This is a genomic window from Streptomyces griseicoloratus, from assembly GCF_014534645.1.
In the GTDB taxonomy this organism is placed as follows: Bacteria; Actinomycetota; Actinomycetes; order Streptomycetales; family Streptomycetaceae; genus Streptomyces; species Streptomyces griseicoloratus.
This window is the reverse complement of the sequence record NZ_JACVQF010000163.1, coordinates 46211-59874: the sequence shown is the minus strand read 5'-3', so window position 1 is coordinate 59874 and position 13664 is coordinate 46211. Positions and strand designations below refer to the sequence as shown.

General features: G+C 70.4%; 12 protein-coding genes. 11 read left to right on the top strand and 1 reads right to left on the bottom strand.

Annotation, left to right across the window (positions count from 1 at the left end; translation table 11 throughout):
* Positions 1 to 55 precede the first annotated feature (55 nt).
* Genes H0H10_RS05790 through H0H10_RS05780 form a run of 3 tightly spaced genes read left to right on the top strand, consistent with a single transcriptional unit; the run spans position 56 to position 2629 of the window.
* The gene (locus H0H10_RS05790) at positions 56 to 1651 is read left to right on the top strand and encodes an alpha/beta hydrolase (RefSeq protein ID WP_188179730.1); all 1596 of its coding nucleotides are present in this window, start codon (positions 56 to 58) and stop codon (positions 1649 to 1651) included.
* 55 nt (positions 1652 to 1706) lie between these two features.
* Positions 1707 to 2105, top strand: coding sequence for a RidA family protein (locus H0H10_RS05785; RefSeq protein ID WP_188179729.1), 399 nt, complete (start codon positions 1707 to 1709; stop codon positions 2103 to 2105).
* A gap of 20 nt (positions 2106 to 2125) precedes the next feature.
* Positions 2126 to 2629, top strand: coding sequence for a GNAT family N-acetyltransferase (locus H0H10_RS05780; RefSeq protein ID WP_188179844.1), 504 nt, complete (start codon positions 2126 to 2128; stop codon positions 2627 to 2629).
* A 4-nt stretch (positions 2630 to 2633) separates the two neighbouring features.
* On the opposite strand, the gene H0H10_RS05775 is transcribed toward H0H10_RS05780, so the two are convergent.
* A complete protein-coding gene (locus tag H0H10_RS05775) occupies positions 2634 to 3218 on the bottom strand; it encodes an adenylosuccinate lyase (protein ID WP_188179728.1) in 585 nt (194 codons plus the stop codon).
* A gap of 405 nt (positions 3219 to 3623) precedes the next feature.
* Between H0H10_RS05775 and H0H10_RS05770 the strand changes: the two genes are divergently transcribed.
* The 8 genes from H0H10_RS05770 to H0H10_RS05735 all read left to right on the top strand — a co-directional run bounded on the left by H0H10_RS05770 (position 3624) and on the right by H0H10_RS05735 (position 13652).
* On the top strand, positions 3624 to 5429 hold the full coding sequence (locus H0H10_RS05770; RefSeq protein ID WP_188179727.1) for a 3-hydroxyacyl-CoA dehydrogenase family protein: 1806 nt from the start codon (positions 3624 to 3626) through the stop codon (positions 5427 to 5429).
* Between the two features lie 136 nt (positions 5430 to 5565).
* Positions 5566 to 6378, top strand: coding sequence for a TetR family transcriptional regulator (locus tag H0H10_RS05765; RefSeq protein ID WP_188179726.1), 813 nt, complete (start codon positions 5566 to 5568; stop codon positions 6376 to 6378).
* Positions 6379 to 6766: 388 nt separating this feature from the next.
* Positions 6767 to 8104: a crotonyl-CoA carboxylase/reductase gene (gene ccrA, locus H0H10_RS05760; protein ID WP_188179843.1), complete on the top strand. Its 1338-nt coding sequence runs from the start codon at positions 6767 to 6769 to the stop codon at positions 8102 to 8104.
* Positions 8105 to 8114: 10 nt separating this feature from the next.
* Positions 8115 to 10142 (top strand): ethylmalonyl-CoA mutase, encoded by a 2028-nt coding sequence (locus H0H10_RS05755; protein WP_188179725.1) that lies wholly within the window; start codon positions 8115 to 8117, stop codon positions 10140 to 10142.
* The gene (locus tag H0H10_RS05750) at positions 10139 to 11098 is read left to right on the top strand and encodes an HpcH/HpaI aldolase/citrate lyase family protein (protein ID WP_188179724.1); all 960 of its coding nucleotides are present in this window, start codon (positions 10139 to 10141) and stop codon (positions 11096 to 11098) included. The genes H0H10_RS05755 and H0H10_RS05750 overlap by 4 nt, the downstream gene beginning before the upstream one ends.
* Positions 11099 to 11103: 5 nt before the next feature.
* The gene (locus H0H10_RS05745; protein ID WP_188179723.1) at positions 11104 to 11616 is read left to right on the top strand and encodes a MaoC family dehydratase; all 513 of its coding nucleotides are present in this window, start codon (positions 11104 to 11106) and stop codon (positions 11614 to 11616) included.
* A 3-nt stretch (positions 11617 to 11619) separates the two neighbouring features.
* Entirely contained in the window at positions 11620 to 12825 is a 1206-nt protein-coding gene (locus H0H10_RS05740; protein WP_188179722.1) for an acyl-CoA dehydrogenase family protein, read from the top strand.
* A 170-nt stretch (positions 12826 to 12995) separates the two neighbouring features.
* Positions 12996 to 13652, top strand: a complete 657-nt coding sequence (locus tag H0H10_RS05735; protein ID WP_188179721.1) for a phosphatidylserine decarboxylase — start codon at positions 12996 to 12998, stop codon at positions 13650 to 13652.
* The last annotated feature ends 12 nt before the right edge of the window (positions 13653 to 13664 follow it).

Here is a 13664-nt window from a genome sequence, read left to right as displayed (position 1 = left end):
GCGGCGTGGACCGCGACCCTCGCGGTCCGCTTTCCCGTGGTCCTGGGAGGACTCCATGAGACAACGCGCAGTCGCGCTGTGCGGCGCCGCCGTCGTCGCGGCCGGGGCTTTCGCGGCCGTCCCCGCCGAGGCGGGCACAGCGCACTCCGCGCCGTCCGCGCACGCCCCGCAAGCCCCTCACGCCGCGAAACTCGGCTGGAAGAAGTGCGGCACCACCGACTACCCGACGCTCCAGTGCGCGTCCCTCTCGGTACCGCTCGACCACGCCCGCCCGGACGGGAAGCGGATCACCCTCGCCCTGTCCCGCATCCCGCACACCGCGGCGACGTACCAGGGCCCGCTGCTGGTCAACCCCGGAGGTCCCGGCGGCAGCGGGCTGACGCTGGCCGGGTTCGTGGCGTCCTCGCTGCCGAAGAAGGTGGCCGCGCAGTACGACGTCATCGGCTTCGACCCACGGGGCGTGGGCAGGAGCGAGCCGGCCCTGAACTGCCGGCCGGGCCACTTCTCCCCGGTGCGCCCGGACACGCTGCCGTCGACGCCGGCCGTCGAGAAGGCCAACCTCGCGCGCGTGCAGTCCTTCGCCGACGCCTGCGGGGACAAGTACGCGGACGTGCTGCCGTACATCGACACCGTCAGCACCGCACGGGACATGGAGGCGATCCGCGCGGCGCTCGGCGCGAAGAAGATCAACTACTTCGGCTACTCGTACGGCACCTACCTGGGCGCCGTCTACGCCAAGCTCCACCCGGAGCGGGTGCGGCGCCTGGTGCTGGACTCGGTCGTCGACCCGTCCGGGGTCTGGTACGGCGCCAACATCAACCAGGACCTCGCCTTCAACGACCGTCACCGGGCCCTCATGGCCTGGATCGCGGACCACGACGCCACGTACCGGCTCGGCACCGACCCGGAACGGATCGAGGCGCAGTGGTACGCGATGCGGGGTGAGCTGGCGAGGAAACCGGCCGACGGCAGGATCGGTGCCGCGGAGCTGGAGGACACCTTCCTCCCCGGCGCCTACTACAACGGCTACTGGCCCTACCTGGCGGAGGCGTTCTCGGCCTACGTGAACGACGAGAACGCCGACCCGCTCGTCGAGGCGTACGAGGACTTCGGGGCCACCGACGCCGCGGGGGAGAACGGCTACAGCGTCTACAGCGCGGTGCAGTGCCGGGACGCGGCCTGGCAGCGCGACTGGGCGAAGTGGCGCGAGGACCAGTGGAAGGTGTACGAGAAGGCGCCCTTCATGGCGTGGAACAACGCCTGGTACAACGCACCGTGCGCCTTCTGGCCGACGGACTCGCTGCGGCCGGTGGACGTCACCAACGCCGAGCTGCCGCCGGCGCTGCTGTTCCAGGCGACCGGCGACGCGGCCACCCCGTACGAGGGCGGCGTCGCGGTCCACCGCATGCTGCGCGGCTCCAGCCTGGTGGTGGAGCAGGGCGGCGGGAACCACGGCATCACGCTCAGCGGGAACGCCTGCCTGGACGAGCACCTGACGGCCTATCTGGCCGACGGCACCGTGCCGCGCGGGACCGGCGGGGCGGACGCGGTGTGCGCGGCGCCGCCCCGGCCGAAGCCGCTGGAGACGAAGGCGGCGGCGATGTCGTCGCGCGGCTCGACCCTGCACGGGCTGCTCGGCTTCCGGAGATAGCCCCTCCCGGCGGCCCGTCGGGGGCGTTGTCGGACCCGTGGTCCACCATGGACCCATGAGTGAGCTGACCAGGATCCCCGCCCCCGACGGTGTCGCCCCGGCCGCCCAGTACTCCCACGTCGTCCTGGGCACCGGACGCTTCGTGGCCGTCTCGGGCCAGCTCGCCCTCGACGAGGACGGACGAGTCGTCGGCGAGGGCGACCCGGCGGCCCAGGCCCGCCAGGTGTTCGAGAACCTGCGCCGCTGTCTGGCCGCGGCCGGCGCCACCTTCGGCGACGTGGTCAAACTGACCTTCTTCGTCACGGACATGGCGCACATGCCCGCCATCCGCGCGGCCCGCGCCGAGCACATACCCGACGACCGGCTGCCGGCCGCCTCGGCGGTGCAGGTCGCCTCGCTGGTGCGGCCCGAGTTCCTGATGGAGATCGAGGCGTTCGCGGTGGTCCCGCAGTGACCGGGCCCCGGGTGCGGGAGATGCTCCTCGCCGACTGCGAGCCCGTGTCCCGGATACGCGTCGGCGGCTGGCGGTCCGCGTACCGGGGCCTGATGCCGCAGCCGTACCTCGACGGGCTCAGTGTCGCCGAGGACGCCGCGAGGCGGCGCACCCTGTTCACCCGGGCCCCCGACGGCGTGGTGAACCTGGTCGCCGAGGACGACGGCGGCGGGATCGTGGGCTGGGCCTGCCACGGCCCCTGCCGGGACGGCGAACCGCACACCGCCGACGCCGAGTTGTACGCCCTCTACGTCGATGCCGCGCGGCTCGGCGGCGGCATCGGGCGGGCCCTGCTCGGCGAGTCGGTGCGCCGGTGCACGGCCGCCGGGTACGAGCGCATGCTCCTGTGGGTGCTCAAGGGCAACACCCGCGCCCGGCGCTTCTACGAGAAGGCGGGCTTCCACGCCGACGGCACCGAGGAGCCGTTCGACGTGGACGGGGTCGCTGTGCCCGAGGTGCGGTACGTCCGGACGCTGACCGGCTGACGGCTCACCGCTGCCCCGGGATCCGCGCCAGCGCCCGCACCGCCGCCTCGGCCAGCGCCGGGTGGGCGAGGGCGTCGTTCAGGACCGGTGCGGCCCGCTCGTCGCCGAGCGTGCCGAGCCCGTCGATGCAGGCGAGCGCCACCCGGCGGTAGGGGTCGTGCGGGCGCAGCCTCCGTTCCAGCGTGGTGATCAGCGCGGGTACGGCCTCCGGGGCCCGCAGCTCGACCAGCAGCCGCACCGGGTACAGGGCGTAGGCGACGCGCAGTTCGTTGGTGGCGAGGGCGGCGGCGGCACGGGCCGTGCGGGGGTCGCCGAGGCGGGCGAGGGCGTGGGCGGCGGAGGCGCAGCGGGGCGGGTCGCGGTGGTTCAGCAGCAGCACGAGGGACTCGAAGGCCCGCCGGTCCCCCGCGAGCCCCAGCCGGAACGCGGCCAGCTCGCGCGCCCACAGCGGCTGTCCGGGCTCGGTGAGCACCGCGGCCAGCTCGTCGAGGTCCTCGGTGGCCACGAGGCGGTCGTACGCCGCCGAAGCCCCGGCCGCGGACGACTCACCCCGTAAGCGCTCCGTGAGCGATCGCAACTCTTCGTCCATGACACCGAGGTTAGAGGCGCCGCCGGCCGCATGGGACGTACCTCACGAACACAGGGGGCTGGCGCGCTCGTTACCGGCGAGTTAAGCTCAGACGAGCGAGTCACCCACTCGCAGGCACTCCTCACGGCGGTTTGGTGACGCAGCCGTCGTGGGGGCACCTCCCACGCCTTCAAGGCAGTGGGGGAGCAGTCGGTTCGGTACGTCAGGTACCGCAGTACGACCCGGCCTCGGGACAGGGCCGGTCGGATCCCGCCGCCGCGGGGGCGTGTGCACGCCCTCCCCGACGGCACCGGGCGTGTGCGCAGCCGGCCCGGCAACACCCGCACTCCTTCCGCACGCACCCGGTGCGCCCCTCGGCGCACCGGGCGTGTTTCCCGTCGTCACCCTCATTCCTGGAGTCCCGCGATGGCCACTCCCCTGTCCGACACCCCTCTGTCCCCGCTCCGGACCGTCGCCGTGGTCGGCCTCGGCACCATGGGCACCGGCATCGCCGAGGTTCTGGCCAAGGCCGGCCGCGACGTCGTCGGCATCGACGTCAGCGAGGCGCAGGCCGCCCGGGCCGTCGCCGCCCTGGAGTCCTCCACCGCCCGTGCCGTCGAGCGCGGCCGGCTCACCGAGCGGGAGCGCGCGGACACCCTCGCCCGGGTCCGCACCTCCACCGATCTGCGGGCGGCGGCCGACGCCGACCTGGTGATCGAGGTGGCGCCGGAGTCGTACGAGGTCAAGCAGCAGATCTTCCGGGAGCTCGACGGGATCGTGCGCCCCGAGGCGATCCTGGCGACCGGCACCAACGCCCTGTCCGTCACCCGTCTCGCCGCCGATTCGGCCCGCCCCGAGCGGGTGCTGGGCCTGCACTTCTTCAATCCGGCACCGGCCATGAAGCTGGTCGAGGTCGTCTCCTCCGTGCTGACCGCGCCCGCGGCCGTCACGGCGGTCACCAACCTCGCCCTCGACCTCGGCAAGGAGCCCGTCGCCGTCGGCGACCGGCCCGGTTTCGTGGCCGACGGGCTGCTGTTCGGCTACCTCAACCAGGCGGCGGCCATGTACGAGGCGCGCTACGCCACCCGCGAGGACATCGACGCCGCGATGCGGCTCGGCTGCGGCCTGCCCATGGGTCCGCTGGCCCTGCTCGACCTGATCGGCGTGGACACCGCACGCACGGTCCTGGAGGCCATGTACGCGGCCTCCCGCGACCGTCTGCACGCCCCCGCGCCGATCCTGAAGCAGCTCAGCGAGGCCGGCCTCACGGGCCGCAAGGCCGGGCGCGGCTTCTACACCTACGAGGCGCCCGGCAGCGCGGTCGTCGTGCCGGACGCGCTGACGCCGCGCGCGAGCGACACGCCTGCCCCCGGCCGTCCCGTCCGTTCGGTGGGCGTCGCCGGCTCGGGCACCATGGCCTCCGGCATCGCCGAGGTCTTCGCCAAGGCCGGCTACGAGGTCGTCCTCGCCGCCCGCAGCGCCGAGAAGGCGCAGACCGCCAAGGAGCGGATCGGCACGTCCCTGGCGCGGTCCGTCGACAAGGGCCGGATGTCCGCCGAGGCCGCCGCCGCGACCCTGGAGCGGATCACGCCCACGGGCACCTACGACGACTTCGCCGACGTCGATCTCGCCGTGGAGGCGGTCGCGGAGGACCTGGAGGTCAAGCGGCAGCTGTTCACCGTGCTGGACAAGGTCTGCAAGCCGGGCGCGGTCCTGGCCACCACCACCTCCTCCCTGCCCGTCGTCGCCTGCGCCCGCGCCACCTCGCGCCCGCAGGACGTGATCGGCATGCACTTCTTCAACCCGGCGCCGGCGATGAAGCTGGTCGAGGTGGTCCGCACGGTGCTGACCGCCGACGACGTGCACGCCACCGTCCGGGAGGTGTGCGCCAAGGTCAAGAAGCACGCCGTGGACTGCGGCGACCGGGCCGGTTTCATCGTCAACGCGCTGCTGTTCCCGTACCTGAACAACGCGGTCAAGATGGTGCAGGAGCACTACGCGACGCTCGACGACATCGACGCGGCGATGAAGCTGGGCGGCGGCTACCCGATGGGCCCGTTCGAGCTGCTGGACGTCGTGGGGCTCGACGTCTCCCTGGCCATCGAGAAGGTCCTCCACCGCGAGTTCCGCGACCCGGGCCTCGCGCCCGCGCCGCTCCTGGAGCACCTGGTGGCCGCGGGCTGCCTCGGCCGCAAGACGGGCCGCGGCTTCCGCGAATATGCCCGGCGCTGACCGCCCGGGCGACTGGTTCCGGCCGGAGGAGGACTGGGGCGGGCTGCTCGGTCCCGCCGGGTCTCCCCCGCCCTCCCGGGGCGGGGGAATCCCCGGTCACGAGCACCGAGCTGCGCAGATGCAGTACGTTCGGGTCATGTCCCAGCCCGCCAAGTCCTCACGTACTCCAGCTACGCCCGACGCGCCGGAGAGCGCCGCCGGCAGCCGAGCCGCCGCCCAGCGGCTGAAAATGCGCCGGGAATTGGCAGCCGCAGCGATGGAGCTGTTCGCGACCAAGGGGTACGAGGCGACCACCGTCGACGAGATCGCCGCCGCGGCCGGCGTCGCCCGCCGCACCTTCTTCCGCCACTTCCGCTCCAAGGAAGAGGCCATCTTCCCGGACCACGACGACACCCTCGTCCGCGCCGAGGCGGTGCTCAACGCCGCGCCCGCGCACGAGCATCCGCTCGACACGGTGTGCCGCGGCATCAAGGAAGTCATGAAGATGTACGCGGCCCGGCCGGAGATCTCGGTCGCCCGCTACAAGCTGACGCGCGAGGTGCCCACCCTGCGCGAGGCCGAGATCGCGTCGGTGGCCCGCTACGAACGCCTCTTCACCCGCTATCTGCTCGGCCACTTCGACGAGCACGCCCACGACGACGACGCCAACGACGATCCGCTGCTGGCGGAGGTGGCCGCGTCCGCGGTGGTCACCGCCCACAACCACGTGCTGCGCCGCTGGCTGCGGGCGGGCGGGCAGGGCGACGTGGAGGCCCAGCTCGACCACGCCTTCGCGATCGTGCGGAAGACGTTCGGCACCGGTATCGGCGCCGGGCGCAGCGGCTCGGCCGCGCGTCCGCCGGCCGCCTCGGCCTCGGCGCACGGCGAGGTACTGGTGACGGTCGCCCGCACCGACGCGCCGCTGCACGAGGTCATGCGCACCATCGAACAGGCACTCAAGGAACGCTGACCGCCCTTCCCGTCTGCGACAACGGCCACCCTCCGGGTGGCCGTTTTTGCATGTCGACGCCCCTTTTCACAGCCCTCCCGCCCCGCGTTCGATCGATCATCGCTCATCTGTTACGTAAAGATTTCATCTGAGAGCAATTTCTGGCACCCAGTGCCTTGCGAGGTGACACGCGGTGCCATACGTTGAAGGTGTCCGGGCTGTCCCCGCAGGCGATCGCCTGCGTGCCTGGCGCCTGCGTCACAGGCACCCTCCCGCGCCACAAAGCGCTGCCGAACAGCACCACCCCCGCCGAACCGACGGCAATCCCGCACCCGACCCTCAGCAGCACCGACGTAACCCTCAGCGCCCCTCCCTCAGGGCGCTCGACGCCGGAGGCAACACCGTGACCATGAAGGACATCCTGGCCGCGATCCAGTCGCCCGAGTCCACCTCGGCCGACTTCGCCGCCCTCCCGCTCCCCGAGTCGTACCGCGCGATCACCGTGCACAAGGACGAGACGGAGATGTTCGCGGGCCTCGCGACCCGCGACAAGGACCCCCGCAAGTCCATCCACCTGGACGAGGTCCCGCTGCCCGAACTGGGCCCGGGCGAGGCCCTGGTCGCCGTCATGGCCTCCTCGGTCAACTACAACTCGGTGTGGACCTCGATCTTCGAGCCGCTGTCGACGTTCGGCTTCCTGGAGCGCTACGGCCGGCTCAGCGAGCTCACCAAGCGCCACGACCTGCCGTACCACATCATCGGCTCCGACCTCGCGGGCGTCGTCCTGCGCACCGGCCCCGGCGTCAACTCCTGGAAGCCCGGTGACGAGGTCGTCGCGCACTGCCTGTCCGTGGAGCTGGAGTCCTCCGACGGCCACAACGACACGATGCTCGACCCGGAGCAGCGCATCTGGGGCTTCGAGACCAACTTCGGCGGGCTCGCGGAGATCGCGCTCGTCAAGTCCAATCAGCTGATGCCCAAGCCGGGCCACCTCAGCTGGGAGGAGGCCGCGGCGCCGGGGCTCGTGAACTCGACCGCGTACCGGCAGCTGGTCTCGCGCAACGGCGCCCAGATGAAGCAGGGCGACAACGTGCTCATCTGGGGCGCGAGCGGCGGCCTCGGCTCCTACGCCACGCAGTTCGCGCTGGCCGGCGGGGCGACCCCGATCTGTGTCGTCTCCAGCGAGCGGAAGGCCGAGATCTGCCGGAGGATGGGCGCCGAGCTGATCATCGACCGCAGTGCCGAGGACTACCGGTTCTGGAAGGACGAGCACACCCAGGACCCCAAGGAGTGGAAGCGCTTCGGCAAGCGCATCCGCGAACTGACCGGCGGCGAGGACGTGGACATCGTCTTCGAGCACCCGGGCCGCGAGACCTTCGGCGCCTCCGTGTACGTCACCCGCAAGGGCGGCACGATCGTCACCTGCGCGTCGACCTCCGGGTACGACCACAGCTACGACAACCGCTACCTGTGGATGTCCCTGAAGCGGATCATCGGTTCCCACTTCGCCAACTACCGCGAGGCGTGGGAGGCCAACCGGCTCATCGCCAAGGGCAAGATCCACCCGACGCTGTCCAAGGTGTACTCCCTGGAGGACACCGGCCAGGCGGCGTACGACGTCCACCGCAACCTCCACCAGGGCAAGGTCGGCGTGCTCTGCCTCGCCCCCGAGGAGGGCCTGGGCGTGCGCGACGAGGAGATGCGCGCCCGGCACGTCGACGCCATCAACCGCTTCCGGAACGTCTGAGGAGCGCCGCATGAGTGAGCGTCAGAAGGACCGGCCGTGGTTGATGCGGACCTACGCCGGCCACTCCACGGCCGAGGCGTCCAACGAGCTGTACCGGCGCAACCTCGCCAAGGGCCAGACGGGCCTGTCGGTGGCGTTCGACCTGCCGACCCAGACCGGCTACGACTCCGACCACGTCCTCGCCCGTGGCGAGGTGGGCCGGGTCGGGGTGCCGATCGCGCACCTCGGTGACATGCGCCGGCTGTTCCAGGACATCCCGCTGGAACAGATGAACACCTCGATGACCATCAACGCCACGGCCATGTGGCTGCTGGCGCTCTACCAGGTCGTCGCGGAGGAGCAGGGCGCGGACATCGCCGAGCTCCAGGGCACGACCCAGAACGACATCGTCAAGGAGTACCTGTCCCGGGGCACGCACGTGTTCCCGCCGGGGCCGTCGCTCCGCCTGACGACGGACATGATCGCGTACACGGTCTCCCACATGCCCAAGTGGAACCCGATCAACATCTGCAGCTACCACCTGCAGGAGGCGGGCGCCACGCCGGTGCAGGAGATCGCGTACGCGATGTCCACCGCGATCGCCGTGCTCGACGCGGTGCGCGACAGCGGCCAGGTGCCCCAGGAGCGCATGGGGGACGTCGTCGGCCGTATCTCCTTCTTCGTGAACGCGGGCGTCCGCTTCATCGAGGAGATGTGCAAGATGCGCGCCTTCGGCCGCATCTGGGACCAGGTCACGCGCGAGCGGTACGGCATCGAGAACCCCAAGCACCGCCGCTTCCGCTACGGCGTCCAGGTCAACTCGCTCGGCCTGACCGAGGCCCAGCCGGAGAACAACGTCCAGCGGATCGTCCTGGAGATGCTGGCGGTCACCCTCTCCAAGGACGCACGCGCGCGTGCCGTGCAGCTGCCGGCCTGGAACGAGGCCCTGGGCCTGCCCCGCCCCTGGGACCAGCAGTGGTCGCTGCGCATCCAGCAGGTGCTGGCGTACGAGAGCGACCTGCTGGAGTACGACGACATCTTCGAGGGCTCGAAGGTGATCGAGGCCAAGGTCGACGAGCTGGTCGCCGACGCGCTCGCCGAGATGCGGCGGATCGAGGAGATGGGCGGCGCCATGGCGGCCGTCGAGTCCGGCTACCTCAAGTCGCAGCTGGTCGCCTCGCACGCCGAGCGCCGGGCCCGCATCGAGTCCGGCGAGGAGAAGATCGTCGGCGTCAACGCCTTCGAGGGCACCGAGCCGAACCCGCTCACCGCCGACCTGGACACGGCCATCCAGACGGTCGACCCTGCGGTGGAGGCCCGCGTCGTCGCCTCCCTGCGGAACTGGCGGGACAGCCGCTACCAGCCGCCCTTCAACCACCCGCGCCCCTGCAAGGCGCTGGAGCGGCTGAAGGAGGCCGCGAAGGGCACCGAGAACCTCATGGAGGCCACCCTGGAGTGCGCCCGCTCCGGGGTCACGACCGGCGAGTGGGCCGGGGCCCTGCGCGAGGTGTTCGGCGAGTTCCGCGCGCCGACGGGCGTGTCGTCGGCGCCGGTGGCGATCAGCGCCGAAGAGGGCTCGGCACTCGGCGGGGTCCGCCGCAAGGTGGAACTGACGGCCCGGGACCTCGGTGTCGGCAAGCTGCGGTTCCTGGTCGGCAAGCCCGGCCTGGACGGGCACTCCAACGGCGCCGAGCAGATCGCCGTGCGCGCCCGGGACGCCGGGTTCGAGGTGGTCTACCAGGGGATCCGGCTCACCCCGGAGCAGATCGTGGACGCCGCCCTCGCGGAGGACGTGCACGCGGTGGGCCTGTCCATCCTCTCCGGGTCGCACGCCCGGCTGGTGCCGGACGTCCTGGACCGGCTGCGTGTGGCCGGTGCCACAGATATACCGGTGATCGCCGGTGGCATCATCCCGAACGGCGACGCCGAACAGCTGCGGGCCGCGGGAGTGGCCGCGGTCTTCACTCCGAAGGATTTCGACATCACCGGAATCATCGGCCGGATCGTCGACGAGATCCGCAAAGCGAACAAGCTCGACCCCCTGGAGGTCCCCGCATGACCGTCAACCGCCTTCGCCCCCGGCGTTCCTGCCTGGCGGTACCGGGCTCGAACCCGCGCTTCCTGGAGAAGGCCCAGGGCCTCCCGGCGGACCAGGTCTTCCTGGACCTGGAGGACGCGTGTGCCCCGCTGGCCAAGCCCGAGGCCCGGCACACCATCGTCAAGTTCCTCAACGAGGGCGACTGGAGCGGCAAGACCCGCGTCGTGCGCGTCAACGACTGGACGACCGAGTGGACGTACCGCGACGTCGTCACGGTCGTCGAGGGGGCCGGCCAGAACCTGGACTGCATCATGCTGCCGAAGGTCCAGGACGCCCAGCAGGTCGTCGCCCTGGACCTGCTGCTGACGCAGATCGAGAAGACCATGGGCTTCGAGGTCGGCAGAATCGGCATCGAGGCGCAGATCGAGAACGCGCAGGGCCTGAACAACGTCAACGAGATCGCGCAGGCGTCCCAGCGCCTGGAGACGATCATCTTCGGCCCGGCCGACTTCATGGCGTCCATCAACATGAAGTCGCTGGTGGTCGGCGAGCAGCCGCCCGGCTACCCGGCGGACGCCTACCACTACATCCTGATGAAGATCCTGATGGCCGCCCGCGCCAACGACCTCCAGGCGATCGACGGCCCCTACCTGCAGATCCGCAACGTGGACGGCTACCGCGAGGTCGCCCGGCGCGCCGCCGCGCTCGGCTTCGACGGCAAGTGGGTGCTGCACCCGGGCCAGGTCGAGGCGTCCAACGAGATCTTCTCGCCCTCCCAGGAGGACTACGACCACGCCGAGCTGATCCTGGACGCGTACGAGTACTACACGTCCGAGGCGGGCGGCAAGAAGGGCTCCGCGATGCTCGGCGACGAGATGATCGACGAGGCCAGCCGCAAGATGGCCCTGGTGGTCGCGGGCAAGGGTCGGGCCGCCGGCATGCGGCGCACCAGCAAGTTCGAGATCCCGGAGGGCTGAGCGCCATGCAGTTCGGACGCACGTACGAGGAGTTCGAGGTCGGGGCGACGTACAAGCACTGGCCGGGCAAGACGGTCACGGAGTACGACGACCACCTGTTCTGCCTCCTCACCATGAACCACCACCCGCTCCACATGGACGCGAACTACGCCGAGAAGACGACGGACTTCGGCAAGAACGTGGTGGTCGGCAACTACATCTACTCCCTGCTGCTCGGCATGTCCGTCCCGGACGTCTCCGGCAAGGCCATCGCCAACCTGGAGATCGAGTCGCTGCGGCACGTGGCCCCGACCTTCCACGGCGACACCGTCTACGGCGAGACCACCGTGCTCGACAAGTGGCCGTCGAAGTCGAAGAGCGACCGCGGCATCGTCCACGTCGAGACCAAGGGCTACAAGCAGGACGGCACGCTCGTGTGCGTCTTCCGCCGCAAGGTGATGGTGCCGACCGAGACGTACATCAAGGAACGCGGCGGCGAGCAGCCCGGCCGCCCCGAGCTGAAGGAACAGGGGAAGTAAGCGATGGCCCGTCTCGCCCAGACCGCCGGTCTGACCGACGTCCAGCAGGAGATCCTCTCCACCGTCCGCGACTTCGTGGACAAGGAGATCATCCCGGTCGCCACCGAGCTGGAGCACCGCGACGAGTACCCGCAAGCGATCGTCGACGGCCTGAAGGAACTCGGCCTGTTCGGTCTGATGATCCCCGAGGAGTACGGGGGCCTGGGCGAGTCGCTCCTGACCTACGCGCTGTGCGTGGAGGAGATCGCCCGCGGCTGGATGTCGGTGTCCGGCATCATCAACACGCACTTCATCGTCGCGTACATGCTCAAGCAGCACGGCACGCAGGAGCAGAAGGACCACTTCCTGCCCCGGATGGCGGCCGGCGACATCCGGGGCGCCTTCTCGATGTCCGAGCCGGGGCTGGGCTCGGATGTGTCGGCGATCACGTCGAAGGCGGTGAAGGACGGCGACGAGTACGTCCTGAACGGCCAGAAGATGTGGCTGACGAACGGCGGCACGTCGTCCCTGGTGGCCGTCCTGGTGAGGAGTGACGAGGGTCACCCCGAGGGCACGGCCCCGCACAAGTCGATGACGACCTTCCTGGTGGAGAAGGAGCCCGGCTTCGGCGAGGTCCGCCCCGGCCTGACCATCCCGGGCAAGATCGACAAAATGGGCTACAAGGGCGTCGACACCACCGAGCTCATCATGGACGGCCTGCGCGTGTCCGCCGACCGGGTGCTCGGCGGGGTCACCGGACGAGGTTTTTACCAAATGATGGACGGCGTGGAGGTCGGCCGCGTCAATGTGGCGGCGCGTGGCTGCGGCGTCGCCCAGCGTGCCTTCGAGCTCGGTGTCCAGTACGCCCAGCAGCGTCACACTTTCGGCAAGCCGATCGCCCAGCACCAGGCCATTCAGTTCAAGCTGGCGGAGATGGCTACCAAGGTGGAGGCCGCGCATGCCATGATGGTCAACGCTGCACGCAAAAAGGACTCGGGTGAACGAAACGACCTTGAAGCGGGGATGGCCAAGTACCTCGCGTCGGAGTACTGCAAGGAGGTCGTGGAGGACGCCTTCCGGATCCACGGCGGCTACGGGTTCTCCAAGGAGTACGAGATCGAGCGTCTCTACCGGGAGGCCCCCATGCTGCTGATCGGTGAGGGGACCGCCGAGATCCAGAAAATGATCATCGGCCGCAGACTGCTCGAAGAGTATCGATTCCAGGGTTAGATGTCCGGATACGGGGTGTTTTCTTGGAGAAGAAGGTCACACCCCGTAGGCAATGTTCGGCCGCCGACTCAGCTTCCTGGCTTACCCAGTTGCGGCTGATAGCCGCTACGATCGCCGGAAAGCCGCCGTCCCCCGTCACAGCGCGGCATCATCCGCTACGAAGGTCATCCATGCCCCACAGCCAAACCTCTGCAACACGCGGCAGCATCGCCGGCGTACGCCTCGCGCGCGGAGCATCGCCGTGGCTCCTCCCGACCGTCGCCACGGCGGCCCTCAGTCTGGCGCGCGCACGCCGCTCCGGTGCCGCCAAGGCCGTCGCCGTCCCCGCCACCGCGCTCGCGGCGGGGATGCTGTGGTTCTTCCGCGACCCCGAGCGCGAGATCGCTCCGGGCAGGGTCATCTCGCCCGCCGACGGCGTGGTGCAGAGCATCATGCCGTGGAAGGACGGCCGCACCCGGGTCGCCATCTTCATGAGCCCGCTCAACGTCCACGTCAACCGCGCCCCGCTGTCCGGCACGGTGACGTCCGTCGAGCACGTGCCCGGTGGCTTCGTTCCCGCCTTCAACAAGGAGAGCGAGAACAACGAGCGGGTCGTGTGGCACTTCGACACCGAGCTCGGCGACATCGAGATGATCCAGATCGCCGGCGCGGTGGCCCGCCGCATCGTCCCGTACCTGCCCCAGGGCACCAAGGTCGAGCAGGGCGACCGGATCGGTCTGATCCGGTTCGGCTCGCGTGTCGACCTCTACCTGCCGGAGGGCGTGGAGGTGGCGGTCGAAGTGGGTCAGAAGACCGTGGCTGGGGTGACTCGCATTGACCGTGATTGATCCGCAGACCCA